The 24,920-nt window shown below is 69.6% G+C and carries 20 protein-coding genes; 6 read left to right on the top strand and 14 right to left on the bottom strand.

The genetic code is table 11. The features are described 5' to 3' along the window. Positions 1–137: 137 nt before the first annotated feature. Both QU602_RS03545 and QU602_RS03540 read left to right on the top strand, forming a co-directional pair. Entirely contained in the window at positions 138–821 is a 684-nt protein-coding gene (locus QU602_RS03545) for a DUF3105 domain-containing protein (RefSeq protein WP_308798793.1), read from the top strand. Continuing rightward, the gene (locus tag QU602_RS03540) at positions 818–1,522 is read left to right on the top strand and encodes a DUF305 domain-containing protein (protein ID WP_308798791.1); all 705 of its coding nucleotides are present in this window, start codon (positions 818–820) and stop codon (positions 1,520–1,522) included. Before QU602_RS03545 ends, QU602_RS03540 begins: the two co-directional genes overlap by 4 nt. Positions 1,523–1,558: 36 nt before the next feature. On the opposite strand, the gene QU602_RS03535 is transcribed toward QU602_RS03540, so the two are convergent. From QU602_RS03535 to QU602_RS03520, 4 genes are all read right to left on the bottom strand, one after another. Next, positions 1,559–3,469 carry an ABC transporter ATP-binding protein gene (locus QU602_RS03535; protein ID WP_373692880.1) on the bottom strand — a complete coding sequence of 637 codons (1,911 nt, stop codon included), beginning with the start codon at positions 3,467–3,469 and terminating at the stop codon, positions 1,559–1,561. Between the two features lie 78 nt (positions 3,470–3,547). Then, positions 3,548–4,546, bottom strand: coding sequence for a carbohydrate ABC transporter permease (locus QU602_RS03530; protein ID WP_308798790.1), 999 nt, complete (start codon positions 4,544–4,546; stop codon positions 3,548–3,550). Then, the gene (locus QU602_RS03525; protein WP_308798788.1) at positions 4,543–5,511 is read right to left on the bottom strand and encodes a carbohydrate ABC transporter permease; all 969 of its coding nucleotides are present in this window, start codon (positions 5,509–5,511) and stop codon (positions 4,543–4,545) included. Before QU602_RS03525 ends, QU602_RS03530 begins: the two co-directional genes overlap by 4 nt. A 141-nt stretch (positions 5,512–5,652) precedes the next feature. Then, positions 5,653–7,011: an ABC transporter substrate-binding protein gene (locus tag QU602_RS03520; protein WP_308798786.1), complete on the bottom strand. Its 1,359-nt coding sequence runs from the start codon at positions 7,009–7,011 to the stop codon at positions 5,653–5,655. A 280-nt stretch (positions 7,012–7,291) separates the two neighbouring features. On the opposite strand from QU602_RS03520, the gene QU602_RS03515 reads away from it, so the two are divergent. Beyond that, a complete protein-coding gene (locus QU602_RS03515; RefSeq protein WP_308798785.1) occupies positions 7,292–8,308 on the top strand; it encodes a LacI family DNA-binding transcriptional regulator in 1,017 nt (338 codons plus the stop codon). A gap of 195 nt (positions 8,309–8,503) precedes the next feature. Here QU602_RS03515 and QU602_RS03510 read toward each other — a convergent pair whose 3' ends face one another. From QU602_RS03510 to QU602_RS03475, 8 genes are all read right to left on the bottom strand, one after another. After that, entirely contained in the window at positions 8,504–9,688 is a 1,185-nt protein-coding gene (locus QU602_RS03510; RefSeq protein ID WP_308798784.1) for a GDSL-type esterase/lipase family protein, read from the bottom strand. Then, complete coding sequence (locus QU602_RS03505) at positions 9,685–11,862, bottom strand: hypothetical protein (RefSeq protein ID WP_308798783.1); 2,178 nt, start codon at positions 11,860–11,862, stop codon at positions 9,685–9,687. Before QU602_RS03505 ends, QU602_RS03510 begins: the two co-directional genes overlap by 4 nt. A 41-nt stretch (positions 11,863–11,903) precedes the next feature. Next, positions 11,904–12,716, bottom strand: a complete 813-nt coding sequence (locus QU602_RS03500) for a carbohydrate ABC transporter permease (RefSeq protein WP_308798782.1) — start codon at positions 12,714–12,716, stop codon at positions 11,904–11,906. 2 nt (positions 12,717–12,718) lie between these two features. Further along, positions 12,719–13,678: a carbohydrate ABC transporter permease gene (locus tag QU602_RS03495; protein WP_308798781.1), complete on the bottom strand. Its 960-nt coding sequence runs from the start codon at positions 13,676–13,678 to the stop codon at positions 12,719–12,721. A gap of 7 nt (positions 13,679–13,685) precedes the next feature. Next, positions 13,686–14,957, bottom strand: coding sequence for an ABC transporter substrate-binding protein (locus tag QU602_RS03490; protein ID WP_308798780.1), 1,272 nt, complete (start codon positions 14,955–14,957; stop codon positions 13,686–13,688). 47 nt (positions 14,958–15,004) lie between these two features. Further along, complete coding sequence (locus QU602_RS03485) at positions 15,005–16,939, bottom strand: class I mannose-6-phosphate isomerase (RefSeq protein ID WP_308798779.1); 1,935 nt, start codon at positions 16,937–16,939, stop codon at positions 15,005–15,007. Next, positions 16,936–18,060 carry an ROK family protein gene (locus tag QU602_RS03480; protein ID WP_308798778.1) on the bottom strand — a complete coding sequence of 375 codons (1,125 nt, stop codon included), beginning with the start codon at positions 18,058–18,060 and terminating at the stop codon, positions 16,936–16,938. Before QU602_RS03480 ends, QU602_RS03485 begins: the two co-directional genes overlap by 4 nt. A 200-nt stretch (positions 18,061–18,260) precedes the next feature. Continuing rightward, positions 18,261–19,295 carry a LacI family DNA-binding transcriptional regulator gene (locus QU602_RS03475; protein ID WP_308798777.1) on the bottom strand — a complete coding sequence of 345 codons (1,035 nt, stop codon included), beginning with the start codon at positions 19,293–19,295 and terminating at the stop codon, positions 18,261–18,263. A 223-nt stretch (positions 19,296–19,518) separates the two neighbouring features. Here QU602_RS03475 and QU602_RS03470 point away from each other — a divergent pair, with 223 nt between their 5' ends. Continuing rightward, positions 19,519–20,730: a DUF4185 domain-containing protein gene (locus QU602_RS03470; RefSeq protein ID WP_308798776.1), complete on the top strand. Its 1,212-nt coding sequence runs from the start codon at positions 19,519–19,521 to the stop codon at positions 20,728–20,730. A gap of 353 nt (positions 20,731–21,083) precedes the next feature. On the opposite strand, the gene rplL is transcribed toward QU602_RS03470, so the two are convergent. Together rplL and rplJ are read right to left on the bottom strand one after the other, a co-directional pair. Further along, positions 21,084–21,473, bottom strand: coding sequence for a 50S ribosomal protein L7/L12 (rplL, locus tag QU602_RS03465; protein WP_067947898.1), 390 nt, complete (start codon positions 21,471–21,473; stop codon positions 21,084–21,086). Between the two features lie 49 nt (positions 21,474–21,522). After that, positions 21,523–22,038, bottom strand: a complete 516-nt coding sequence (gene rplJ / locus QU602_RS03460) for a 50S ribosomal protein L10 (protein WP_308798775.1) — start codon at positions 22,036–22,038, stop codon at positions 21,523–21,525. 405 nt (positions 22,039–22,443) lie between these two features. On the opposite strand from rplJ, the gene QU602_RS03455 reads away from it, so the two are divergent. Then, positions 22,444–24,189, top strand: a complete 1,746-nt coding sequence (locus tag QU602_RS03455; protein ID WP_373692878.1) for an MDR family MFS transporter — start codon at positions 22,444–22,446, stop codon at positions 24,187–24,189. 1 nt (position 24,190) lies between these two features. After that, on the top strand, positions 24,191–24,649 hold the full coding sequence (locus QU602_RS03450) for a MarR family winged helix-turn-helix transcriptional regulator (protein WP_308798774.1): 459 nt from the start codon (positions 24,191–24,193) through the stop codon (positions 24,647–24,649). Positions 24,650–24,920: the final 271 nt, after the last annotated feature.

Below are 24,920 nucleotides of genomic sequence, written 5' to 3'. Positions count from 1 at the left end.
CGCCTCAAGCCGCATCGGCGGTGAAGCCACCACGGCCCGACCGACCAGTTCATGCGCGTGAATGGAATGCAGCAGGTTCCCAGGTGGTTACGCTCGGATGATTCTCATCGTCCCCTCCGAATGGAAGGCTCCTTTCCGTGAGCGCATCGCCTCGCCAGACCGGCTCCGACAAGCCCCCCACCACGAAGCAGCAGCGCGCCGCGGAGCGCGAGCGCAAGCTCGAGGCGTTCAAGCAGAAGGAGGCGCGGAGCAAGCGCAACCGTAAGCTCGGCCTCATCGGCGCGATCGTCGGCGTGGTCGCCATCGCGGGCCTGCTCGTCGCGTCCATCGTGTTCGCGCCACGCCCCGCGACCTACAGCGCGGGCGGCACCGGCACGGGTGCCGACATCGAGGGCGTCGAGCTGTTCGAGAACACCTCCAATCACGTGACGACGCCCGTCGAGTACGAGCAGACCCCTCCCGCCGGCGGCGAGCACCACCCCGCCTGGTTGAACTGCGGCGTCTACACCGAGCCCGTACCGAACGAGAACGCGGTGCACTCCCTCGAGCACGGCGCGCTCTGGGTCACGTACGACCCGTCGATCTCAGACGAAGACCTTGCGACGCTCCGCTCGAAGCTCCCCTCCTCGTACGTGATCCTCTCCCCCTTCGACGGACTGCCCTCCCCGATCGTCGTGAGCGGCTGGAACTCACAGATCCAGATCGATGACGCCGACGACCCCCGCATCGCCGCGTTCTTCGAGGAGTTCTGGAAGAGCGACCTCGTGCCCGAGCCCGGCGCGCTCTGCACCGGCGGCGTGGACGCACCCGGCAAGGCATGACCGAATCCGAGCACGGCACCGCCGACCACCCCGCACCGGCCGAACCTCATCGGCCGGTGCGGAGCGGACGGATCGCCGTGCTCGTCGCCGCAGGCGTCGCACTCATCGTCGTCGCCGTCGTCGCGTTCTCGATCGGGCGACTCTCGTCCCTCGGCGTGACCACGCCCGGCGACCGCAGCGCCGACGCCGGCTTCAGCCGCGACATGCAGGTGCACCATCTCCAGGGTGTCGAGATGGCCATGATCATCCGCGGCATCTCCGACGCCGACGACATGCAGACGCTGTCATACGACCTCGCGACCACCCAGGCCCAGCAGGCCGGCCAGATGTACGGCTGGCTCGAACAATGGGGGCTCCCGCAGTACAGCGCGGAGCCGATGGCATGGATGACCGAAGGTGGTCACGAGCACGGTTCGGCGACTACGGATGCGACGAGCGATCTGGATGCCACGGCGGCGCCCGCCATGCCCGGCATGGCCACCGAGGCGCAACTCGACGAGCTTCGCAGCTCGACCGGTGTCGAAGCCGAACGGCTGTTCCTTGACCTCATGATCGCTCACCACCTCGGGGCGGTCGAAATGGCCGAGGCCGCGCTCGAACTGGCCGACACCACCGTCGTGCTGCGCCTCGCCGACTCCATCGTGCGCAGCCAGGAGGCCGAGATCTCCCTCATGGAACGCATGCTCGCCGACCGCGCATAGTCCGGCCCGGTTCAACCCCGCCGGCGGAGCCGCAGCTCAGACGACCGGGAGTTCGGGGCGGTCGGCCTGCTCGCGGTACAGCGAGGCGTAGACGCCGCCCGCAGCAATGAGCTCCGTGTGCGAACCGTGCTCGACGATGCGGCCGGCGACGACCACGAAGATCACATCTGCGCTCACAACCGTCGACAGCCGGTGCGCGATGGCGATCGTCGTGCGTCCCCGCGCGGCGTCGTCGAGGGCCTGCTGCACGACCCGTTCCGAGATCGTGTCGAGCGCGCTCGTCGCCTCGTCGAGCACCAGCACGGGCGGGTCCTTCAGCAGCACGCGCGCGATCGCGATGCGCTGCTTCTCACCGCCCGAGAGCCGGTAGCCGCGCTCCCCCACGACGGTGTCATACCCGTCGGGGAAGGACGAGATCGTCTCGTGGATGTTCGCGGCGCGAGCCGCGGCCTCGAGCTCTGCGTCCGAGGCATCCGGCTTCGCGTACCTGAGGTTCTCGGCGATGGACGCGTGGAACAGGTACGTCTCCTGACTGACGATGCCGATGTGCGAGACCAGCGAGGCCTGCTGCAACTCACGCACATCGACGCCCGCGAAGCGCACGGCGCCGCTCGAGACCTCGTACAGCCGCGGCACGAGATACGACACGGTCGTCTTGCCCGCGCCAGACGGGCCGACGAACGCCGCGTACTCCCCGGGTTCGATCGTGAACGTCACCTCGTCGAGCGTCGGACGGACCTCGTCCGTGGCATCCGGATACCTGAAGGAGACGCGCTCGAACTCGACCTTCCCGAGCTCGGGGCCGACCGGCACCTCGCGCGCCCCCGACGCGTCCGTGATCGCGGGCTTCAGATCGAGGTACTCGAAGATGCGCGCGAACAGCGCGCTCGAGGTCTGCAGGTCGAGCGCGACCCGCATGAGCCCCATGAGCGGGAAGAGCAGCCGTGCCTGCACCGTCGTGAAGGCGACGATCGTGCCGGCCGTGACATCCACCGTGCCGCCCGTGATGAGCCAGCCCGACGCGAGGTACACGATCGCGGGGATCGATGACATGAAGATGTTGACCATGGCGAAGAACCACTGACCGGTCATCTGCTGCTTGACCTGCAGCCCGATCTGGTTGCGGTTCTCGTCGGCGTAGCGGTCGATCTCGCTTTGCTGCCGAGTGAAGCTCTTCGACAGCAGAATGCCCGAGACCGACAGGGTCTCCTGCGTGATCGCCGTCATCTCCGACAGCGACTCCTGCGTCTTCGCGGCCACGCGCGCACGCACCTGACCGACCCGGCGCTGCGCGATCACCATGACCGGCAACAGCACCAGGGCGATGATCGTCAGCTGCCAGTTGAGCAACAGCATCGCGATGAACGCGGAGATCACGGTCACGGTGTTGCCGAGCACGCTCGAGACGGTGTTGGTGAGCACGGATGCCACGCCGCCCACGTCGTTCTGCAATCTGCTCTGGATCACGCCCGTCTTGGTGCGCGTGAAGAAGCTCAGCTCCATCGACTGCAGATGAGTGAACAACCGCACCCGGAGCGCCCCCATGACCTTGTTGCCGACGGTCGCCGTGAGCCACGTCTGCCAGACACCGAGCAGCGCGGACACGACGAACACCAGGATCATGAGCCCGACGAGCGAGGCGAGCACCGGCAGGTTGGGGGCGCCGACCTCGCCGTCGGCGCCGACCGGGAACAGCCCGTCGTCGAACGCACGCTGAGTGAGCAGCGGCGGCACGATGCCGAGCGCCGCGCCGATCAGCACGAGCACGACGGTCGTCGCAAGCGCCGCCTTGTGCGGCGCGAACAGCTCGCCGATGCGGCGCAGGAGGTGCGGGATCTTCGGCGCCTCGGCGTTCTCGGCGCGCTGCGCTGCGGGATCCGCGTTGGAGATCCGCGTGCGCGGCTTTCCGAACCTGCCCGACTGGCCGCCGGGCGCCTGGGTACTCACCGCTTCACCCTACGCCCGGCCTCAGACCGGCCCGGCCGGCTTGACGACCCGTTCGCTGCCCGCCGAATCGCCTGCCGCCTACCCCTTCGTGGCACCCGCGAGCAGGCCGCGCACGAAGTACCGCTGCAGGCTGAAGAACACGATCAGCGGGATGACGATCGAGATGAACGCCGACGCAGTCAACAGCTGCCAGTCCTGCCCCCTCGAGCCGACCAGCTCCGCCAATCGCTGGGTGAGCGGCGCGACGTCTTGCGTGCCGCCCGAGAAGATCAGCGCGACGAGCAGGTCGTTCCAGACCCAGATGAACTGGAAGATGGCGAACGACGCGAGCGCCGGGGTGGCCAGCGGCAGCACGATCCGGAAGAAGACCTGCCCGTGCGTCGCACCGTCGACCCGGGCCGCCTCGATCACATCGTTCGGGATCTCCGAGATGAAGTTGTGCAGCAGGAAGATCGCGAGCGGCAGACCGAACATCGCGTGCGCCAGCCACACCGGCGCGTAGTTCTGCTCGGGGATGATCGGAACGATGTCGTGCAGCCACGCCTGCATCGGCCGCAACCACGTCGAGAAGAACTGCAGCAACGGCACGAGGGCCATCTGCAGCGGCACGATCTGCAGCGCGAACACGAGGATGAAGAGCCAGTTGACCCACTTGAACTTGATCCACGCGAACGCATACGCCGCCATCGATGCGAAGACGAGGGTGATGAGCGTGCCGAGCAGCGCGATCGCGATCGAATTGACGATGTACGCGCCGAGCTGCGGTGACGACGACGACGTCGAGAACAGCACCGACGAGTAGTTCTCGAGCGTGAGTCCCGGGTTCTGGAAGAAGGTCCACCACCCGGTCGTGCGGATGAGCTCGGCCGGACGGAACGACGAGAGGAACAAGCCGAAGGTCGGGATCGTCCAGAGCACCGCGATGATGAGCGACACGATGGTCGCGGTGCGCGACGTGAGTCGCTTCTTGACCCGTCCGGCCTTGGTGCCGCCACCACCGTACTCTGCCTGTTCCGCGGCTTCGATGGATCCCAGGTTCTTGCCGACGGGCAGGTCGGCCGGGGCAACGCTGCTCATCGGATCTCCCTCTGCTTCCTGAGGACGTTGATGTTGTAGACGACGATCGGGAGGACGAGCACGAACAGGATGAGCGCGAGCGCCGACCCGCGTCCGATCTCGCTCGCCCGGAATGCCTGCGTGTACATCTCGTTCGCGATGACGCTCGTGTTGAAGTTTCCGGCGGTCATCGTCCGCACGATGTCGAAGACCTTCAGCGTCGCGATGGAGATCGTGGTCAGCACGACCACGAGCGAGCCCCGGATGCCGGGAATCGTCACGTTGACGAAACGCTGCCACCCGTTGGTGCCGTCGAGTTGCGCAGCCTCGATCTGCTCGGTCGGCACACCCTTGATCGCCGCGCTCAGCAGGACCATGGCGAAGCCCGTCTGGATCCAGATCATGACGATGATGAGCAGGAAGGTGTTGAGCGGGTCGGTTTGCAACCACTGCACGGGTTCACCGCCGAACGCGACGACGATCGCGTTCAGCAAACCGATCTGTTCGCGGTCGCCCGACCGGTACTCGTACACGAACCGCCAGATCACACCGGCGCCCACGAACGAGATGGCGATCGGCATGAAGAGCACGACCTTGTAGTACTTCTCCCCGCGCGACCGGTCGATGAACACCGCGTAGGCGAGTCCGATCGCGGTCGCGAAGGTCGGCACGATCGCCACCCAGATGATCGTGTTGATCAGCGTGCGGATGGCGGCCGGTTGCGTGAACGTCCAGATGAAGTTGTTCAACGTCCAGTCGCCGTTGGAGTCCTGGAACGCGAGGATGCTCGTGCGGATCGCTGGGTAGATGAGCCCGACGATCAGGAAGAGCATCGCGGGCGCGAGGAAGCCGACGAGCTGCCAGTAGTCGCGGCCCTTCTTCGGAGCCTTGTCGATGAAGAAGATGAGGAGGCCGACGACCGCTGCCAGGATCGCGAGCCCCATCACCACCTGCAGGAGCTTGCCGAGAAGATCGGCGGTGGTCATCGTGCCTCCCGGGTTCTTCGTTGAACCAGTCGTGTGAACTTCAGCGGTCGTGAAGCTGGGGCGCCGAGGGGCGGGGTTCGAACCCCGCCCCTCGATCATGCCGTGCCGCCGACCCCCAGTGCGAGCGGCGGGCGGCGACGGTCAGCTGGCAGGCCAGCTGGCCTCGATCGCGTCGATCGTCTGTTGCGTGCTCTGGCCGCCGACCCAGGCCACGATGCCCTTCCAGAAGGAGTCGGCGCCGACGGCGCCGGGCATCAGGTCGGATCCGTCGAACCGGAACGTCGTCTCGGGGTCCTGCAGGATCTCGATCGACTGCACGAGCAGCTCGCTCGACGCGTTCTCGGGGTCGACGCCCGTGTTCGCGCTGATGACGCCGCCCAGGCTCACCCGGTTGTTCGCCCAGGTGTCGCTCGACAGGTAGGCCCGGAACGCCTCGACCTCTTCCGCGTCCTTGAAGGCCACGACGATCTCGCCACCACCGGTCACCGACAGCGGGTCATCGGCGTTCTCCGGCGGGAGCAGGAAGCCGAACACGTCGCCGTCGGAGGCGACCGTCACCTCGTCGCCGCCCTCGGGGTTCCAGAAGGTCTCGTAGAACGAGGCCTGGTGGTGCAGCGAGCATTCACCGTCGAGGATCGGCAGGCCGGCCGTCTGGAACGCCTCGGTGACCAGCGTCGACACGTCGCCGATGCCACCGTTCACCATGTCCGGGTTCGTCAGGTAGGTGCCGACCGCATCGAACGCCTCGGCGACCTGCGGGTCGTTGAACGGGATACCGTGCGTCACCCACTGGTCGTACACGTCCGCGCCGTGCAGACGCAGCATGTAGTCCTCGATCCAGTCGGTGCCGGGCCAGCCGGTCGCGTCGCCCGACTCGAGTCCCACGCACCACGGCTTGTGGTCGCCCTCGGCCGCGATGGTCTCGGACAGCGTCTGCAGCTCGTCGAGGGTCTTCGGGATCTCGTAGCCCTTCTCCTCGAACTCGGCCGGTGAGTACCAGACGTAGCCCTTGATGCTCGCCATGAGCGGGGCACCGTAGAAGGTGTCCTCGTAGGTGCCGTAGGCCTTCCAGTCCTCCGACCAGAACTCGTCGGCGTTCGCCTCGACCGCCTCGGACGCCGGGATGAGCCAGCCGCCGGCCGCGAGCCGGTTCATGAGGCCGGGCTGCGGCACGAACGCGACGTCGGTCGCGTTGCCGCCCTCGGCGAGCACCGCGATCTGGGCCTCGAACTCGCTCGAGCCCTGGTACGAGACGTCGATGCCGGTGCAGGTCTCGAAGTCGGCCCAGGACTCGTCCAGCCGGTCGGCCTCGAGATCGAGGATGGTGCCGCTCGCGGTGACCTCGGCGCCGTCGAAGGTGCCGTACTCCTCGTAGTCGCTGCAGTCGACGTCGGCGGCGTCTTCGTTCGCGATGTCGCCGGTGCATCCGGTGAGGGCCAGTCCGACCGCGGCGGCGCCCGCTGCGGGGATCAGCCAACGGCGATGCCGTGTGAGTCTCATGTCGTCTCCTCGTTGAGTGCGTGAGTGCAGGATGTGGTCGCAGGCGTACCCGGAACCGATTCCAGCCCCCACGGTAGGACACACCGCAGACCGGGCACAAGGTATCGACGGTTACGATCCGGCCACCGATGTGGGATCGCACGGTTGTTGAGTGAGAGCGCGACCACCGAAGGAGCGGATGTCTCGTCATGCGTGCGCACTCGCGCATGGAATCGGTTCCATTCCGGGGCATCCGGACACTACACTCAGCACGGAACCGCCCGAAGGAGGGAGTCGTTCGATGCCCGCGATCGGCGATGTCGCGCGCCTGGCCGGCGTCTCCAAGGCGACGGCGTCGAGGGCGCTCTCCGGGCGCGGCCACGTCGCGCCGGACACCCGCAGGCGTGTGCAGGCCGCGGCGTCGGACATCGGCTACATCGCCTCGCCCGATGCCGCGAGCCTCGTCACGGGCCGCACGAAGAACGTGGGCGTGGTGATCCCGTTCGTGAACCGGTGGTTCTTCGGCGAGGTGCTCGAGGGCGTCGAACGGACGCTGCTCTCAGCCGGGTACGACCTGACCCTCTACAACCTGCCGCCCTCGGGCCCCGAACGCGAACGGGTCTTCGACTTCTTCCTCGCCAGAAAACGCGTCGACGCGGTGCTCGCGGTCGGCGTCGACCTCGTCGAGCACGAGGTCGACGCGCTCGAGCGACGCGAGAAGCCGCTGGTCTGCCTCGGCGGCAGCGGCGCGGGCGACGCGAGGCTCGCGATCGACGATCACGCCGTCGGACAGCTCGCGACCGAGCACCTGCTGCACCTCGGCCACACGCGGATCGCGCATCTCGCGGGCGCCGGATCGGCGGCCGCACCGAACGGCGTTCCAGGATCGCGTCGCCGCGGGTTCGCCGACGCCATGGCGGCGGCCGGGCTCGCGTCGACCGATGTCGTCGAGGCGGAGATGAGCCTGCCGGGTGGATATGCCGCGGGACTGCAGCTACTGGGCCACCCGGGTCGCCGCCCGACGGCGGTGTTCGCGGCCTCCGACGAGCTCGCGTTCGGCCTCATGCGGGCCGCCGAACGGCTCGGCCTCTCGATCCCGGCCGAGCTCTCGGTGATCGGCGTCGACGGGCACGAGTACGCCGAGCTCTTCGGCCTCACGACCATCGCGCAGGAGCCGGGCGACCAGGGGCGGCTCGCCGTCGAGGTGGTGCTGCGCCTGCTCGGCGAGGGCGACGTCGCCGACCCGCTGCCCGACTCCGGCGCCCCACTGCCGACCCGGCTCATCGTGCGCGCGAGCACGACCGCACCCCCGCGCTGAGGCGTGCGCCGACGCGCCCCCGTCCCCCGTTCGCCGAGTGATGACGAAACGCGCCGAGTGATGACGATCCGAGGTGCCGATCGGCGCATTTCGTTATCACTCGGCGGGGTGGGGCGGGTGGGTGGGCGGGGCGGGGTGGGCGGGGTGGGCGGGGCGGGGCGGGCGGGGCGGACGGGGTGGGCGGGCGGGCGGGGGTCAGGCGAGGGGCGTGAGGATGCGGGTGGCGAAGCGGTCGCCGATGAGGCGGTGCACGTCGGCGCCGGGGTGCAGGTTGTCGGGCAGGGGCATCGCCGAGGCGTCCGCCCCGCCGTAGAGCTCGAGGCCGTCGAGGTAGGCCAGGTTCGGGTCGGTCGCGCTGCGGCGTGCGACGATCTCGGCGAGCGCGGCGCGGATGCTCCGGAGCGACAGCTTGCCCTCGGCGACGTGCTCGGTCGTGCCGCCCGCGATCGACCACTCGTCGGCGCGCGACGGATCCTGAACGGTCGGGCCGGCGGCGTCTTCGACGGGTTCGCACCAGATCGGTGAGATCACCACGATGGGCGTCGTCGGATGCCCCTCCCGCAGCGTGTCGAGGAACCCGTCGACCGCGGGACGGAACGTGCGCATGCGCATGAGGTCCCCGTTCACGAGGTTGATGCCGATCTTGAGCGTGATGAGGTCGGCCGGCGTCTCGCGCATCGTCCGCGCCGTGAACGGGTCGAGCACCGCGTTGCCCGAGAACGCGAGGTTCGTGAGCTCGACGCCCGCGGCGAGCGCGGCGACCACGGGCCAGGTGCCGGTCGTCGTGTCGGCGCGGTAGCCGTGGCTGATCGAGCTGCCGTGATGCAGCCAGCGCAGCGGGCGACCGCCGGCCGGCGGCGTGGCCGACGGGCCCGCGGCGGCCGCCGAGGGCGGCAGGACGGCGGCGTCGGCGCGGAGCGCGACGAGCTCGACCGCGTCGGTGTACGGCAACCAGAGCTCGTACTCGGTGTCCGCGCCGGCCAGGCCGCTGAACCGCACGGTCGTCGGCGGCCCTTCGACGATGCGACCCTCCGGGTTCTCGAATGTGAACACGTACCGGCTGCCCGCGGCTCCCGTCGCCGTGGCGACCACACGCCCACCGGCCGTCAGCTCGTAGCTGCCGGGCGGGATCTCTCCCGTGTCATCCGGCACCATGCGGCGCGCGTGCACCACGAGCGCGAGCGTGCGCGCGGCCGTGCGGAACGCGAGCCGCACGCCGGCGGACTCGGCCGTGGTCTGCACCGCGAACGCACTCGGCACCTGGGCCCGTGCCCACGCCGGCAGCCGGTGCGGCCGCAGCCCGCGCTCGGTGCGTTCGAGCTCGACCGCGCCACGCACCTCGACCGAGTCGAGCGGGACGTCACCAAGCGCGCCGCTCATGCCGTCGCGGCGTTTCCGGGGTCGCTCCGTGAGAGGGCAGGCAGGACCTCGACCACGTCGAGCACCCGCCCGTCTGCGTACACGTCGACGAGCCGGTCGCCCACGCGCAGCCCGCGCAGCACCGCGTCGGGATCGATGAGCCCGATGCATCCGCTCGCCTCACGCACCCCGTCGACCCGAGGGTCGACGCCGAAGACCGACTCGATCACGAGCGCGACGTACGCGCCCGCCGACGAGCACGCCCAGTCGTTGATGTACGGCAACTGCGGCGGCGCCTTGCGCGCGCCGCCGTTGATCGCGGGCTGCGCCTCCTCGACGAAGTGCGCCTGCCCGGGCGGGCCCTGGTTGGCGGTGCGCGCGAGACCGGGCAGCCAGTCGAGTGCGACCTGGGGCTCACCGAGCGCGATGAGCGACCGGGCCGCGTCGGCGGGCCAGGCCGGGTAGGCCCCGTTCCACTGGTGGTCGGGGCGGATGCTGTACGCCGCATCCGGATCCCATGGTGACAGCGCGCGCAGCCACGTGGGCGTCTGCAGCTCGTTCCGGAAGAACCCGACCATCTCGCGCTTCGTGCCCTCGTCGAGGTCGTCCGCGATGGTCGTGCCGACGAGGTTGAAGTCGTAGCAGTGCCGCACGGCCAGTTTCGTGCCGTCGGGCTGCCCGGCCGCGAACACGCCCTCGCCGGGCACGTACAGGTCGAGCACCGCGCCGACGAGCTCGTCGGCCGACGCGAGCAGGTCGTGCGCGCCCGCCTCGTCGCCGCGCGCGGCGAGCAGTTCGGCGGTCGTGCGCAGGTTCCACACGTTCGCGGCGTTGAAGCTCGCGACCTCGTGCGTGTACGAGCTCACGCACTCGAGCAGGTTGTCGATCTCGCCGTAGTCCGCGAGCGACGACGAGCGACGCAGGCCCTCCCACGCGCGCGCCCAGAACCGCAGGTGCTCGGCGACCGTGCGGCCGTCGGCCTGCGCCTCGTCGAGGTAGCCCGCGTCGCCGGTGAACCGCACGTAGTCGTTGACGAGCCGGGTCATGGCGTAGTCGTTCACCGAGTACCAGCGCCCGACCGGGCCGCCCGTGAGCGACGACGTGCCGAAGTGCTGGTGGGTGTCGCTGTCGATCCAGTGGCTGAGCTGGCGTCGCATGGGCTCGGGGTCGAGCAACGCGTGGGTGATCGAGCTCAGGCTGTAGTCCCAGATGAACGTCGTCGTGGCCCAGTAACTCGGCATGAGGGTGTCGTAGCTGCGGCCGAGCACGTTGCCCGCGTACTCGCGCCGGAACCAGATCACGCCGAGTGCACCCCACCAGTACAGACGGCGCAGCGCCTCCGAGCTCGTCTCGAGCACCGGCAGGTGGCCCGAGAACTCGCGGTTGCCTGGGGTGAAGGCGGCTTCCAGCTGCCGGTTCCAGAAGGTTTCGGATGCCAGGGCGGCACCCGGCACATCGGCGACGACGTCCGCGAACTCGGCGAGCGCACGCTCGCGCGAGGTGGCCGTGGCGTGCACATACCCGAAGCGGGCGGCGCCCCCGCCCGGCACGTCGAGCTCGACCGTGATCTCGCCGCCGCGGCCCGTACCGCCGATGCCGACCTCGTACTCCTCGGTCGTCGGGGCGACACCGCTGAGCCGGGCGGTGGCCGGGGCATCCACCCCCTGCACGCTGACCGCCGACGCGTCGTCGGCGGTGAACACCAACCGCGATCCGTCGGTCTCGACCTCGTTGCGCGTGCTCGGCGACTCGGCACCGAGCCAGGCCTCGCCGGACGCGACCGCGCGCGCCGACAGGGCGAGGCCCACACGCACCGTGCGCGCCTCGGCACCCGTGTTGCGCACGCGGACCTCGATCGCGACCGCGGTGCGGCCCGGCACGCAGACCGTCGTGGTCTCGAGCTCGAGCCCCGGCAGCGTCACCCGCCGTACGACCCGGTCGGGCCGCCACTCGTGCGTGATCGGTGCGCCGTACGACTGCAGGATGCGGCCGTCGACGAAGCACACCGCGGTGCCGGCGAGGCCCTGCGAGACCGGCGGGAACGTCACGGCACTGATCGCGGTGAGGTCGTGGTCGACGCGCACCGTGCCGAGGAAGTTGGTCAACCCCGCCGGGGCGACCATGTCGTCGTAGTGGTGGGTGATGGGGTCGGCCGCGAGATCGGCGACCGTGGGAATGGCAGGCTGGAGAGGCATCCGTTGCTTTCCGCTCGTGGCGCGCGCCGCGGTGCGCGCGCTCAATACTGGCCGAGGGCGAGACCCTTGGCGAAGAACCGCTGGGTGAACAGGAACAGCACGACCGTCGGCAGCGACACGAGCAGGCCCGCGGCGAGCACGGTCGACATCTGGGCGCCGCCGTACGTCGATTGCATGCCCGCGAGGGTCGTGACGATCGGCCTGACGTCGTTCGACTGGCTGAGGGTGAGGCCGAGCAGCAGGTCGTTCCAGATGAACGTGGCCTGCAGGATGAAGATCGCGACCAGCGCGCTCGACGCCATCGGCAGGTAGACGCGCGTGAAGATGCGCCATGTGCTCGCGCCGTCGAGCACCGACGCCTCGAACACGTTGTGCGCGATGCCGGTGAAGAAGTTGCGCATGACGAACGCCGAGAACGGGATCGAGATCGCCGTGTACACGATGATCATGCCCAACTGCGTGTCGAACAGGCCGACCCTCGAGTAGCCGTCGAAGAGCGGCAGCAGCACCATCTGCAGCGGGAACACCGTGCCGCCGAAGATGACGACGAACCACGCGAAGCCGTGCTTCAGGTGGAGCGCGACGATGGCGAACCCGGCGGCCGCGCCGACGAGCACGGCGACGGCGGGCGAGACGACCGCGTAGACCAGGGTGCTCACGATGCTGTCGCTGAGCCCCGAGAGCTGCATCGCCTCGGCGATGTTCGAGAACAGCGCGAAATCGGTCGGGATCCACGACTCGGTGGTCGTGAACGTCAGCGGCGACTTCGCGGCGTTGACCAGCAGCAGGTAGACGGGCAGCAGCCAGATGAGGCCGAGGACGACGAGGACGGAGGTGCGGATGATTCTCGACATGTCTACAACTCGTGCTTCTTCGACAGCTGCTCGCGCAGGTAGAGGATGGCGGCGACCAGCGTGACGATCGTGAGGAACACCGCGATCGCCGAGCCGAGGCCGTAGTCGCTGTTCACGAACGTCTCCTTGTACATCGTCAGCGCGAGCGTCTCGGAGGCGCGGCCGGGGCCGCCCTTGGTCATGCCCTGCACGATGTCGAAGGTCTTCAGGCTCGCGACGATCGAGAGCCCGACGACGACCGCCGTGAGCGGGCGCAGCATCGGCCACAGGATGCTGCCGAAGAGGCGCAGCCCCCTCGCGCCGTCCATTCGGGCCGCTTCGAGCGGCTCCTTCGGGATGGAGTTCAGGCCGATCGTGAACAGCAGCGCGTTCACGCCGACGCCCTGCCACGCGGCCGCCACGATCATGACCACCGTGTTCAGCGGCGCATCGACGAGCCAGCGCGGGGTGTCGGTGATGCCGAACATGGCGAGCGCCTGGTCGAGCGCGCCATTGCTCGACAGGATGAACGACCAGATGAGGCCGACGCCGATGCCCGAGAGCGCGTACGGGATGAGGAACGGCAGGCGCAGCCAGATGCCCCCGGCGAGGTTCCAGGTCATCAGGGCGATGCCGAGCCCGATCCCCACCGGGATGAGCAGCGTGCCGACCACCCACAGCAGGGTGTTGCCGAGCGACACGAGGAACGACGGGTCGTCGAACATCTCGCCGTAGTTGGCGACGCCGACCCAGTCGGGATCGCCGAGGCCGTTGTACTCGGTGAAGCTGAGGAACGTGGTCCACAGCAGCGGCAGGTAGAGCAGCACCGCGACGAACAGCACGCCCGGGGCGATGAACCCCCTGGCGGACCACTGGTACGGGGTCTTCCGACGGTGGGAGCCGGCCGGGCTGGCCGGGCCGCCCGGGGTCTCGGTGGAACCCCGGGCGGCCCGCTCCCGTGCGGGCGTCTGAGCGATCGCCATGCGCGGATTATCCCTGGTCGGCCCAGTACTTGTCGGCCTCGGCCTGGATGGTCTCGAGGAACGGCATCGGGTCGGACGGGTTCGCGATGAACGCACCGAACTGCTCGAGCGCGACCGTGAGGATCGGCGTGGGCGTCGCCTCGAAGTAGCGGTCGTACAGCACATGGTCGCCGTCGGCGACCGTCGTGCCGAGGTTCTCGAGCATCGGGTCGGCGACCGTCGCCTTCGGGTTGAACGCCACGTCACCGCGGGCGTCGCTCCAGGCGGTCTGCGCCTCGGGCGACATCCACCAGTCGGAGTACGCGAGGCCGAGCGCCTTCTGCGACGAGTTCTCGGCGACGCAGAGCGGACCGGACTCGACCGCGACGGGGATCTGCGGCAGGTCGGGGTTGGTCGCCGGGATCACGAACATGTCGTAGTCCTCACCCGAGACCATGCCCGCGCCGTCGAGCGAGCCGTTGAAGAACGAGCCGAAGTTGATCATCGCGTAGTCGCCCTGCTTGAGGCCGACGGCCGGGTCGACCGTGCTGCCCGCGTCGGAGAACCAGCCGGCCTCCTGCTGCTCGAGCCACACGTTCATGATGTCGACGATCTCCGGGTCGGTGTACTTCACCTCACCGGTCGCCAGCCCGTTGTACAGGTCGGGGTCGGTGCCGGCGACCATCTGCTGGAACCACTGGAACGTGAACAGCGTGCTGGTCTGGTAGTACGGCGTGATGCCCGCCGCGGTCAGCTGCTCGGCGACGCCGTTCAGCTCCTCCCACGTCGTCGGCACCTCGAGGCCCTGCTCGTCGAAGATGTTCACGTTGTAGTACATGACCCAGTAGGCGATGTTCATGGGCACGCAGTACTGCTTGTCGTCGAACGTGTACGTCTCGCGCAGGTCCTCGGAGACCCAGCCCTCGTCGACCGCCTTCGTCCAGATGTCGGTCGTCTCGGCGACGAGGCCCTCGTCGACCAGCTCGGTGAGCGACGGGCCGGTCTGCCACGTGAACAGCCCCGGGCTCTTCTGCGTGCGGAACGACTGCTTGATGAACGCGTCGTACTGGTTCGCGTCGGAGTACCCCGTCGTGTTGAGCGCGATCTCGACCTCGGCCTCGCTCGTCGCGTTGAGCTCCTCGAAGTCGGGCTCCCAGGCGGCCTTGTTCGTGTAGAAGTCGAGCGTGCCGGTCGTCTCGCCCGAGTCGTCGCCGCCTCCGCCGGCCGAGCATCCCGCGAGAAGCAGGGATGCTGCGGCGAACGCGGCGACCACGGTTCCGGTTTTGCGTCGTGATGTCACTGGAACTCCTTTGTCCTTCGGTGCAGGTGGGTGCGGATGGTGCGGGTTCAGCTGTCGGTGGTGCGGGTCCCGCGCACGTACGCCTTCACGGTGGCGAAGCGCTCGCTGCGGGAGTTCGGGGTTCGGCGGATCACGTATGGCCCGACGGCGGCCGGGACGATGAACGTCTCGGCGTAGTGGATCGTGTACGGCGCGAACGCGCCGGTCGGGCTCACGATCTCGACCTCGTCGCCCTCGACCAGGTTGAGCACGTTGACCGTGCCCTCGGTGTCGTGGGCGGCCTCGATCTCGAACCAGTGCCGGCGGACCTCGATGAACTCGAGCTCGTGCAGGCCCGTGCGCTCCTCGACGAGACCCGGCTCACGCCGGAGCTCCTCGACCTGGCCCACGAGATTGCCCTCGACCCATTCTGCGTCGCGCTCCCACTGGATGTTCCGCTCACCATGGTCGAGGTGCACCGGCCGCGGCACGCCGTCGAGCCCGACGCGGCCCCAGTCCCAGAGCTTGAACGTGAAGATGAACGGCGTCGCCGAGATCTCGAGCACCATCGAGTTCGCGCCCGAGCAATGGATCGTGCCCGCCGGGATCGCGAAATGGTCGTGCTTCTTCGCCGGATAGGTGTTGATGTACCTCTCGGCGTCGAAGGGGTGCTCGCCGTCGGTCGCGGCGCGCAGCGCCGCGAGCATCTCCTCGCGGTCGACGTCGGGCTTCACCCCGAGGTACACCACGGCGTCGTCGTCGGCGTCGAGCAGGTAGTAGCTCTCGTCCTGCGTGTACGACATGCCGAACGTGTCTCGGATGTACTCGGTCAGCGGATGCACCTGCAGCGACAGGTTGCCGCCGCCCATGGTGTCGAGGAAGTCGAATCGGATCGGGAACTCGGCGCCGAACCGCGAGAACGTGCGCTCGCCGAGCAGGGCACGCGGCTCGCGCAGCACGAGGTCGAGCGCGGGGATCTCCACCACCCGGCCGCCGGCCTCGAGCAGCAGCGAGTTCTCCTCGGGCACGCAGTCGAAGCACCACGCGTAGTTGCTGGCCGACGGGTCGAGGTCGAGCTGGCTCTTCATCCACTGCCCGCCCCAGACGCCCGGATCGAAGAAGGGCACGACGCGGAAGGGTGCCGCCGTGGCATCCGTCAGCGCCCGCCGGAAGGCGCCGCCCTCGACCGCGCCCGCGACCTCGGGGGCCTGGTTGCCGTCGACGACGAGATCGACACGGTCGAACATCGTGCGCTTGTGCCGGTCGGCCGCGCGCCACTCGACGAAGAACCCGCGCTTGTACTTGCGCAGCGCATCCTCGTCACCGTTGCCGGCACGCCAGTTCGGCGCGCCGCGGCGCTGCCGCTGCTGGATCTCCCAGCGCGCGAGGTCGACGAGCACGAGCGCATCGGCGGCGCAACCGGCCGCGAGGTCGGCGCCCCAGCCCACGAGCACGGTGGTGCGCCGCCGGTCCGCGACGCGCGCCCGCAGCTCAGCGAGGCGGCCGGCATCGTAGAACTCGTCGACCGTGAAGTGGCTCATGACGCCGAACACGCGATCGTCGGTGAGGTTGCGGCCGATGAGCGCCTCGATGCGCTCGGGGTCGGCGGCGGCGGCATCCTCCACGTCGATGACGTCGGCGTCGGGCAGTGCGGACGCGATGCGGGAGACGACGGCGGCGACGTCGCCGCCCGGGTAGACATCGACGGCGATGAGCGGCGAGGGGCTCGAGGTCGCGAGCGGATGCCTCCCGGCCGGCGCCTGGGCGGATGCCTCGGGCCGGGCGTGAGCGTCGGCGCGGACCTGAGCTCGCGCCTGCGCGAGCTGCAGCGCCGCATGCCAGGTCTCGTCGCCGACCAGGATCTCGCTGCCCTCGGGCAGGGGCACGGTCGGCAGCTTCACGTACCCCGAGCGGTCGGCGACGAGGTAGTCCTCGAGCGACTGCGTCGTCACGTGCGAGCGGGTCGGATCGGCGGCGAGCTCGGGTCGGTCTTCGATGGTCATCGGGGCCCTTCGTGGTGCGGTGCACCCTGGTGGTGCGATTCGGAAGTCAGCTGTGCGAGGCCTCGGAGCACCGAGGTCGCCGGCGCGTCGGGAGTCACCAGCGGCGGCCGGAACGACGAGGACCAGAGGTGCTCGTGCACGAGCGCCGTGAGCTCCGGGAGGATCGAGCCCGCGGCGCGCATGACGCCGCCCGTCACGACGACGATCTCGGGGTCGAATGCGTGGCACTGCGCGACGATGACCGCGGCCCAGACCCGGATGAACCGGTCGAGCAGCGCGGCCGACTGCGGCTCGTCCCTCGTCGCCACGAGGTCGCGGATGCCGATCGTGCGGTTCGCGGCATGCCGGGCGGCGAGCGCCGGGCCGAGGTCGAGGTCGCCGCGGGCGGCCGCCTCGCGCAATGCCCAGGTGCTCGCGAGCGCCTCGGCGCAGCCGATGTTGCCGCAGGGGCAGCGCGGCCCGTCGAGGTCGACCGTGACGTGGCCGCTGAGCACGCCTGCATGCCCGTGGCGACCGCGGAGCGGCCGGCCGTCGATGAGCGCGGCCGTGCCGATGCCCGTGCCGAGCGTCAGCAGGACGGCGTCGGTCGCACCGCGCGCGATGCCGTCGGCGGCTTCGCCGATGAGTGCGGCGCGCGCGTCGTTCTCGACGACGGCCGCGCGGCCGAACCGCTCGGCCGACCACGCGGAGAGGTCGACGTCGTGGAGGCCGGCGTACTTGCCGTGTGCCGCGAGCAGACGCGTGCCCGCGGGGTCGACGATGCCGGGGACGGCGATCCCGACGCCCGCGAGCGGCCCGACGGCGGGTGCCGCGGCAGCAGGCGCTGCCTGGGCGGGCACTGCAGCGGCTCGGGGTGTGCCGTCCGATGGCGACGAGGCGCCCTCACCCATGCCCTGGGCCGTCGCGAGCAGCCGATCGACCGCGTGGCCGAGGGCGTCGAGCGAGAGCTCGCCGTCCAGCGCGAACTCGTCGTCGGCGACGAGCCGGCCGGCCGCGAAGACGCCGAGCTTCACCGCGGTGCCGCCGAGGTCGATCGCGAGCGTGTGCATGCGATCAGCCTCCTCGTCGTTGCGGTGCGCGGTGCGTGCGGTGGTCCAGGTGCGGCCGCGCTTGGGGGCCACGGCCGCTTGGTAACGTTACCAATCGATTCGGACTCGCGCAACCCACCCGTCCGCGTCCGGCGCGCGCGAGCGCCGCTCACCGAACGGTCGCGGATGGCGGGTGTTCTCGAGCGACACCCGCCATCTGCGACTGTTCGACCCGGAAGCCCGGAAGCCCGGAAGGGCCGGAAGGGCCGGAAGCCCGGAAGCCCGGGCGGGCGTCAGTCGGCGGGGCCGCGTTCGAGCCGCACGGGCATCTCGACGAGCCGCGCGGGGCCGCGGTGGCCGCGCGCGCCCACACGCGAGAGCAGCAGCCGCGCGGCCTCGCGCCCGAGCTGGCGCGCGTCGTGGTCGATCACGGTCACCGGAACGGGCATGAGCTCGGCGAGCTCGAAGTCGTCGAAGCTCACGAGCGCCGGCATCGCCGAGACATCCGCTCCCCCGCGCAGCCGGCGGCCGATCTCCCGCAGCGCGCCGATCGTGTTCCGGTTGTTGGCGCTGAAGATCGCCGTGGGCGGCTGCGGCAGATCGAGCAGCTGGCGGGTCGCCTCGCTCGCGGAGTCGACATCCTGCTGCCCGCGGTGCACGAGCGCCTCCTCGGGCAGGATCCCGCGCTCGGCGAGCGCCGTCGTGTACCCCTCGTACCGCCGCTGCCCCGTGAACACCGAGCGTAGATTGCCGAGGAACCCGATGCGCGTGTGCCCGGCGTCGAGCAGCGAACGCGTGCCGCGGTAGGCGCCGCCCACGTCATCGAGCAGCACGGCGTCGACATCGAGCCCGTACACGCGGCGCGACGCGAGCACGAGCGGTACGTCGCCGAGCCGCTCGGGCTGCAGGTGCGCGGCGTCGCCGCCCGACGGCACGAGCACGAGCCCCTCGACCTGCCGGCCCAGGAAGTCGGCGATGAGCTGACGCTCCCGCGCGGGATCCTCTCCCGTGTTGCCGAGCACGATGCGCTTGCCGTACTCCGCGGCCACCTCCTCGACGCCGAGCGCGAAGTTGCCGTAGTACGGGTTGCCGAGGTTCGTGATCGCGACACCGATGAGGCCGCTGGCCTGCCCCGGGCGGAGGCTGCGGGCGTTCTCATTGCGGTGATAGCCGAGCTCGCGGACCGCCGCGAGCACCTTCTCCTGCACGTCCGGGCGCACGTTGAGGCCGCCCGCGAGCGTGCGTGACACGGTCATCGGGCTCACGCCGGCGCGGAGCGCGACCTCCTTGATGGTCGGCTGCCTGCCCGACTGGACGACCTCGGCCATCTCGCGTCGATCCTTCCGTTCCGATCGGCCCGTGCGGCCGCTCTCACGCTACTACCCGGGGCCCGGGACATCCGCCCGCGCGACCCAGCGGCCGGTGAAGACGCTATTCGTGTGGCGGCAGCCGGGCGGCGCTGCTAACGTGCCTCCTTGGTAACGTTAACAGCGCGGATGCCTCGCCGCATCCGTTCGACGGACCGGCAACGATGCCGGGAGGGGGAACACCGTGACACTCCGAACCAGTTCAGCCCGCAGCGCGGACCCGCGCGGCCCGAGGCACCGCACGGGCTCGGCGCCACGCCGCCGATCCGGCACCGTCGCCGTCGCGTCCGCCCTCGGACTCGCGCTCGCCGTGGCATCCGCCCCGTTCTCGGCCGTCGCCCAACCGGCGGCCCCTGGCAGCCACAAGCCGTGCATCGTCGTCGGCGAGGTCGGCGTCGACGCCGAGTTCACCGAACGGTTCGGCACGTACGGCGACACGGCCGGCCGGTGGACCGGCGCCGACTCGGCGTACAGCGTCGAGCTGCCCGGCGGCCGCACGGCCTGGATCTACTCGGACACGTTCCTCGGCGAGGTGAACGAGACGCACGGCCGGCCGCTCGACTCGCCGTTCATCCACAACTCGATCATCGTGGACGACGGCGAGAGCCTCACCACGTACACGGGCGGCACCGAGGCGGCGCCCGAATCGCTCGTCACCGTCGCGGGCGGCGACGAGTCGCAGAACTGGTACTGGTTCGGTGACGCCACGGTGCACGGGGACGAGCTGCAGGTCTCACTGCTCGAGTTCGAGAAGACCGGCACGGGCGTGTTCGACTTCGCCTTCGCCGGCACCGCGGTGGCCACCTTCGACGTGACCACCCTCGCCCTCGAAGCCGTCGACGAGGTCGCGACGACGAACATCCACTGGGGCTCGGCGATCTATGAGCACCCGAGCGACGGGTACACGTACGTCTACGGCGTCGAAGACCTGCAGGCGCAGAAGTTCGCGCACCTCGCGCGGGTCGACGGTGGCGACCTCGCGTCCGGCGCCTGGGAATACCTGGGCGACGCCGGCTGGTCCACCGATCCCGCGAGCTCGAAGCGCCTGCTCGAGGGCGTGTCGAACGAGTTCAGCGTGCAGCGCCATCAGGGCGGCTACGCCCTCGTCACCGGCGACGCGACCGAGGCGCTCAGCGCGAGCATCGTGATGTACCGCAGCACGAGCCTCGAAGGCCCGTTCACGAACAAGACCGAGCTGTACCGCACGCCCGAGACCGGCGGCAACGTGTTCACGTACAACGCCAAGGCGCACCCGCAGCTCGGCAACGGCCACACGCTGTTCATCACCTACAACGTGAACAGCTTCGACACCAACGACCTCTACCTCGAGGTCGACACCTACCGCCCGCGCTACATCGAGGCCGACGTGAAGGTGCGCAACGGCCACTGCGGCTGAGCCCCGCTCGCCCGTCCCGCCGAGCCCGCCCCGCCCACCCGGCCCCGCCCGCCCGGCCCTCACCCCACCGTCCACCCCGCCGAGTGATGTCGAAATGACTCGAGTGATACCGATTCGCGCACCCGCTCGAGCCGTTTCGGCATCACTCGGCGAGGAAGAGGGGCGGGGTGGGCGGGCGGGCTGGGCAGGGGCAGGGACGACGGATGCCCCGTGCCGAAGGTCTCGGCACGGGGCATCCGTGTGTATCAGGTGACGCGGGTCACCTCAAGTGCGCGCCGCGAACGGCGCAGCGATCACTTGAGGGTGACGGTCGCACCCAAGTAGGCGCAGCCCTCCTCGAAGGGCTGCACTGATTACTTGAGGGTGACGGTCGCGCCGGCCTCCTCGAGGGAAGCCTTCGCCTTGTCGGCGGTCTCCTTGTTCGCGCCCTCGAGCACGGCCTTGGGGGCACCGTCGACGACGGCCTTGGCCTCGCCGAGGCCGAGCGAGGTGAGCTCGCGGACGACCTTGATGACCTGGATCTTCTTGTCGCCGGCAGCCTCGAGGATGACGTCGAAGGAGTCCTTCTCCTCAACCTCTTCAGCAGCGGCGCCGCCGCCAGCGGCAGCGGGGCCGGCAACGGCAACGGGGGCGGCCGCGGTGACCTCGAAGGTCTCCTCGAACGCCTTGACGAACTCCGAGAGCTCGATGAGGGTCAGGCCCTTGAACTGCTCGAGCAGTTCCTCAGTGGACAGCTTCGCCATGATTTTCTCCTTAGATGTGTTGGTTACTCACCGCTTGAGAGGCTCGCGCCTACGCAGCGGACTCCTGCTTCTCACGCAGCGCGTCGACCGTGCGAACGGCCTTCGACAGCGGTGCGTTGAACAGATATGCGGCTCCGAACAGCGAGGCCTTGAAGGCGCCGGCGAGCTTGCCGAGCAGCACTTCGCGGGACTCGAGGTCGGCGAGCTTGCCTACCTCTTCGGCGGTCAGGGGCTTGCCATCGAAATAGCCGCCCTTGACCACGAGGAGGGGGTTCGCCTTGGTGAACTCACGCAGCGACTTCGCGACGGCGACCGGGTCACCGTGCACGAACGCGATCGCCGACGGGCCCTTGAGCTCGTCGTCGAACGCGGAGATGCCGGCCTGGTTGGCGGCGATCTTGGTCAGCGTGTTCTTCACCACGGCGTAGCTCGCGTCCCCACTGATGGACTTGCGCAGCGTCTTGAGCTGCGCAACAGTGAGGCCGCGGTATTCGGTCAGCAGAACGGCGGTCGAGCTCTCGAACAGGTTCTTGAGTTCGGCAACCGAGGCTTCCTTGTTCGCCATGGCCACTCCTTGTGTCTTCAACGCGCATCGCGGAGGCGATGCGCGGCCTGGGAGCGCTGGCGAGGCTGCGGAATGAGAAAGAGCTCCGGCGCAGACGCGCGGAGCTCATGGAAACCAAGTCTTCGTCACACCTGCGCGGGCCCCTGCATTCGCAGAGCTTCGGTCGGTTCGCCTTGCGGCTCACGCGACGACCAGCGGTCTTCGGCTCAGAGCAGCATAACGGATGCTTCGGGGGCGGCCAAATCCGCGTAGCTGTGCCAAGCCGTCCGCCCGAGGCATCCGCTCGAGGCATCCGCCCGAGGCATCCGCTCGGAATAGTTGACCGAGCGCAATAGTTGACGTATGTCATCGACTTGATCTATGGTTGACGCCTATCAACTATCTGTGCTGGAGATCTCACACCGCATGTCACGCAAGACTTCCAAGCCCGCCGCCGGTGAGCAGCTCACCGAGAGCGGCATGACGCACCGCGCCGTCCTCACGGCTCTCTCTGGCCTGCTCCTCGGCATGTTCGTGTCGATGCTCGCCACCACCGTGGTCGGCAGCTCGCTGCCGGTCATCATCTCCGACCTCAGCGGCGACCAGAGCGCCTTCACCTGGGTCGTCACCGCGACGCTGCTCGCGACGACCGTCTCGACGCCCATCTGGGGCAAGCTCGCCGACCTGTTCAACCGGAAGTTCCTGCTACAGCTCGCGCTGGTCATCTTCGTGGTGTCGTCGGCGATCGCCGGATTCTCGCAGGACCCGGGCATGCTCATCACGATGCGCGTGTTCCAGGGCCTCGGCGCGGGCGGCCTCGGCGCGCTCAGCCAGATCGTCATGGCCGACATCCTGAGCCCGCGCGAGCGCGGCAAGTACGCCGGCCTCTTCGGCGCCGTCATGGCCATCGCGACCGTCGGCGGCCCGCTCCTCGGCGGCGTCGTGACCGACGCCTTCGGCTGGCGCTGGAACTTCTTCATCGGCCTGCCGATCGCGATCGTCGCGCTCGTCATCCTGCAGCGCACGCTGCACCTGCCGAAGGCGGCCAAGCGCAAGGTCTCGATCGACTACGCCGGCATCGTGCTCATCTCCAGCGGCGTCGCGCTGCTGCTGATCTGGGTGTCGCTCGGCGGCAGCCAGTTCGAGTGGAACTCGGTGGAGTCGTGGCTCATGGCCGTGGGCGGCGTCGTGCTGCTCGCGATCGCGGTCGTGGTCGAGCTGAAGTCCAAGGAACCGCTCATCCCCCTGACGCTCTTCAAGAACCGCACCTTCACGCTCTCGGTGCTCGCGAGCATCTCGGTCGGCGTGGCCATGTTCGGCACGGCCGTGTTCCTCAGCCAGTACATGCAGCTCGCGCGCGGCGCGACCCCGACCGAGTCGGGGCTGCTGACCATCCCGATGATGGCGGGCGTGCTCATCTCGTCGACCGTGATCGGGGCGTTGATCTCGCGGCGCGGCAAGTGGAAGGCGTACGTCATCACGGGCGCCGTGCTCATGATCGCGGGCACGGTGCTGCTCTCCCAGCTGCACTACGACACCGACTTCTTCTACGTCGGCGCCTCCATGTTCGTGCTCGGTGCGGGCGTCGGCATGATCATGCAGAACCTCGTGCTCGTCGTGCAGAACACCACCCAGGTCAGCACCATGGGCGTCGCGACGAGCGCGGTGACGTTCTTCCGCAGCCTCGGCGGCACGGCCGGCGTCGCGGTCATGGGATCAATCCTCGGCACCGTGGTCGCCGACCACGTCAAGTCGGGTATCGCGACGCTCGCGCCCGAGCAGCAGGCCATCGCGGCCAAGGCACTCGCCGGCGGGGCCATCCCGCACGTGAACGAGCTTCCCGACCAGATCCGGGTCGTCGTCGAGTCGGCCTACGGGCTGGGTGTGGGCGCGGTGTTCCTCGCGGCCGTGCCGCTCGCGGTGATCACGCTCATCACGGTGATCTTCCTGCCGAACGTGCAGCTCGGCACGCTGAACGCCGTGCAGCGGGCGAAGCACGAGCGTGACGGCGACGGCGGCGAGGGCGCCCCGCTTTCGGAAGCAGAGCTGATCGGGGAAGAATTGTTCGAGGCATCCGAAGCGACCGTCGCGGTGCCCGTGACCGGAACCGTCCCGGTCATCGACGAAGCGCGTCCGCGCGAAGCGCACTCACGCAAGGAAGGCCGGCCCTGACATGACCGCCGCGACCGCCGACCCCGCCGTCGACGAGGCCATCGCCCTCGTGGAGGAACAGCTGGGTGTGGTGTTCACCCGCGCGCGCCAGCTCTGGAAGCAGGCGGCCGAGCAGATCCACCCCGACCTGCAGCCCGCGGGCTACAAGGTGCTGTCGACGATCGTCCGCCTCGAGGCGACGAACGCCCACGTGCTCGCGGACCTGCTCGACATGGACAAGAGCTCCGTGAGCCGCCAGGTGCGCGTGCTCGAAGAGGCCGGGTTCGTCGAGAGCCGCCCCGACGAGCGCGACGGCCGGCTGCGGGTGCTCGCCCCCACACCGGTCGCGGTCGAGCGGATCCGTGCCGTGCGCGAGCGGCACCAGGCGCGCGTGCGTCGCGTGCTGGAAGACCGGGCCCCCGAGGAGCTCGTCGCATTCGCGGGCATGCTCCGCCTCATCGCCGACGCCCCCGACGCCTAGCCCCGCCCCATCCGCCCGGCCACCCCGCCCGCCCGGCCCGCCCGCCCGGCCCGCCCGCCCGGCCGGCCCGCCCGCCCGGCCCCATCCGCCCGGCCACCCCACCTGCGCCGAGTGATGACGAAACGCGCCGAGTGATGCCGAAATCGCGGCACGTTCGGGGCGTTTCGTCATCACTCGGCGGGGTGAGACGGGGGGACGGGGCGGGACGGGCGGCGGGGGCGGGACGGGCGGAGGGACGTGGGTGGGACGGGGGGTGCGGGCGGGGGTGGGC

The organism is Agromyces protaetiae, from assembly GCF_030866785.1.
GTDB classification, from domain to species: Bacteria; Actinomycetota; Actinomycetes; order Actinomycetales; family Microbacteriaceae; genus Agromyces; species Agromyces silvae.
This window is presented reverse-complemented; position numbering and strand designations above follow the sequence as displayed.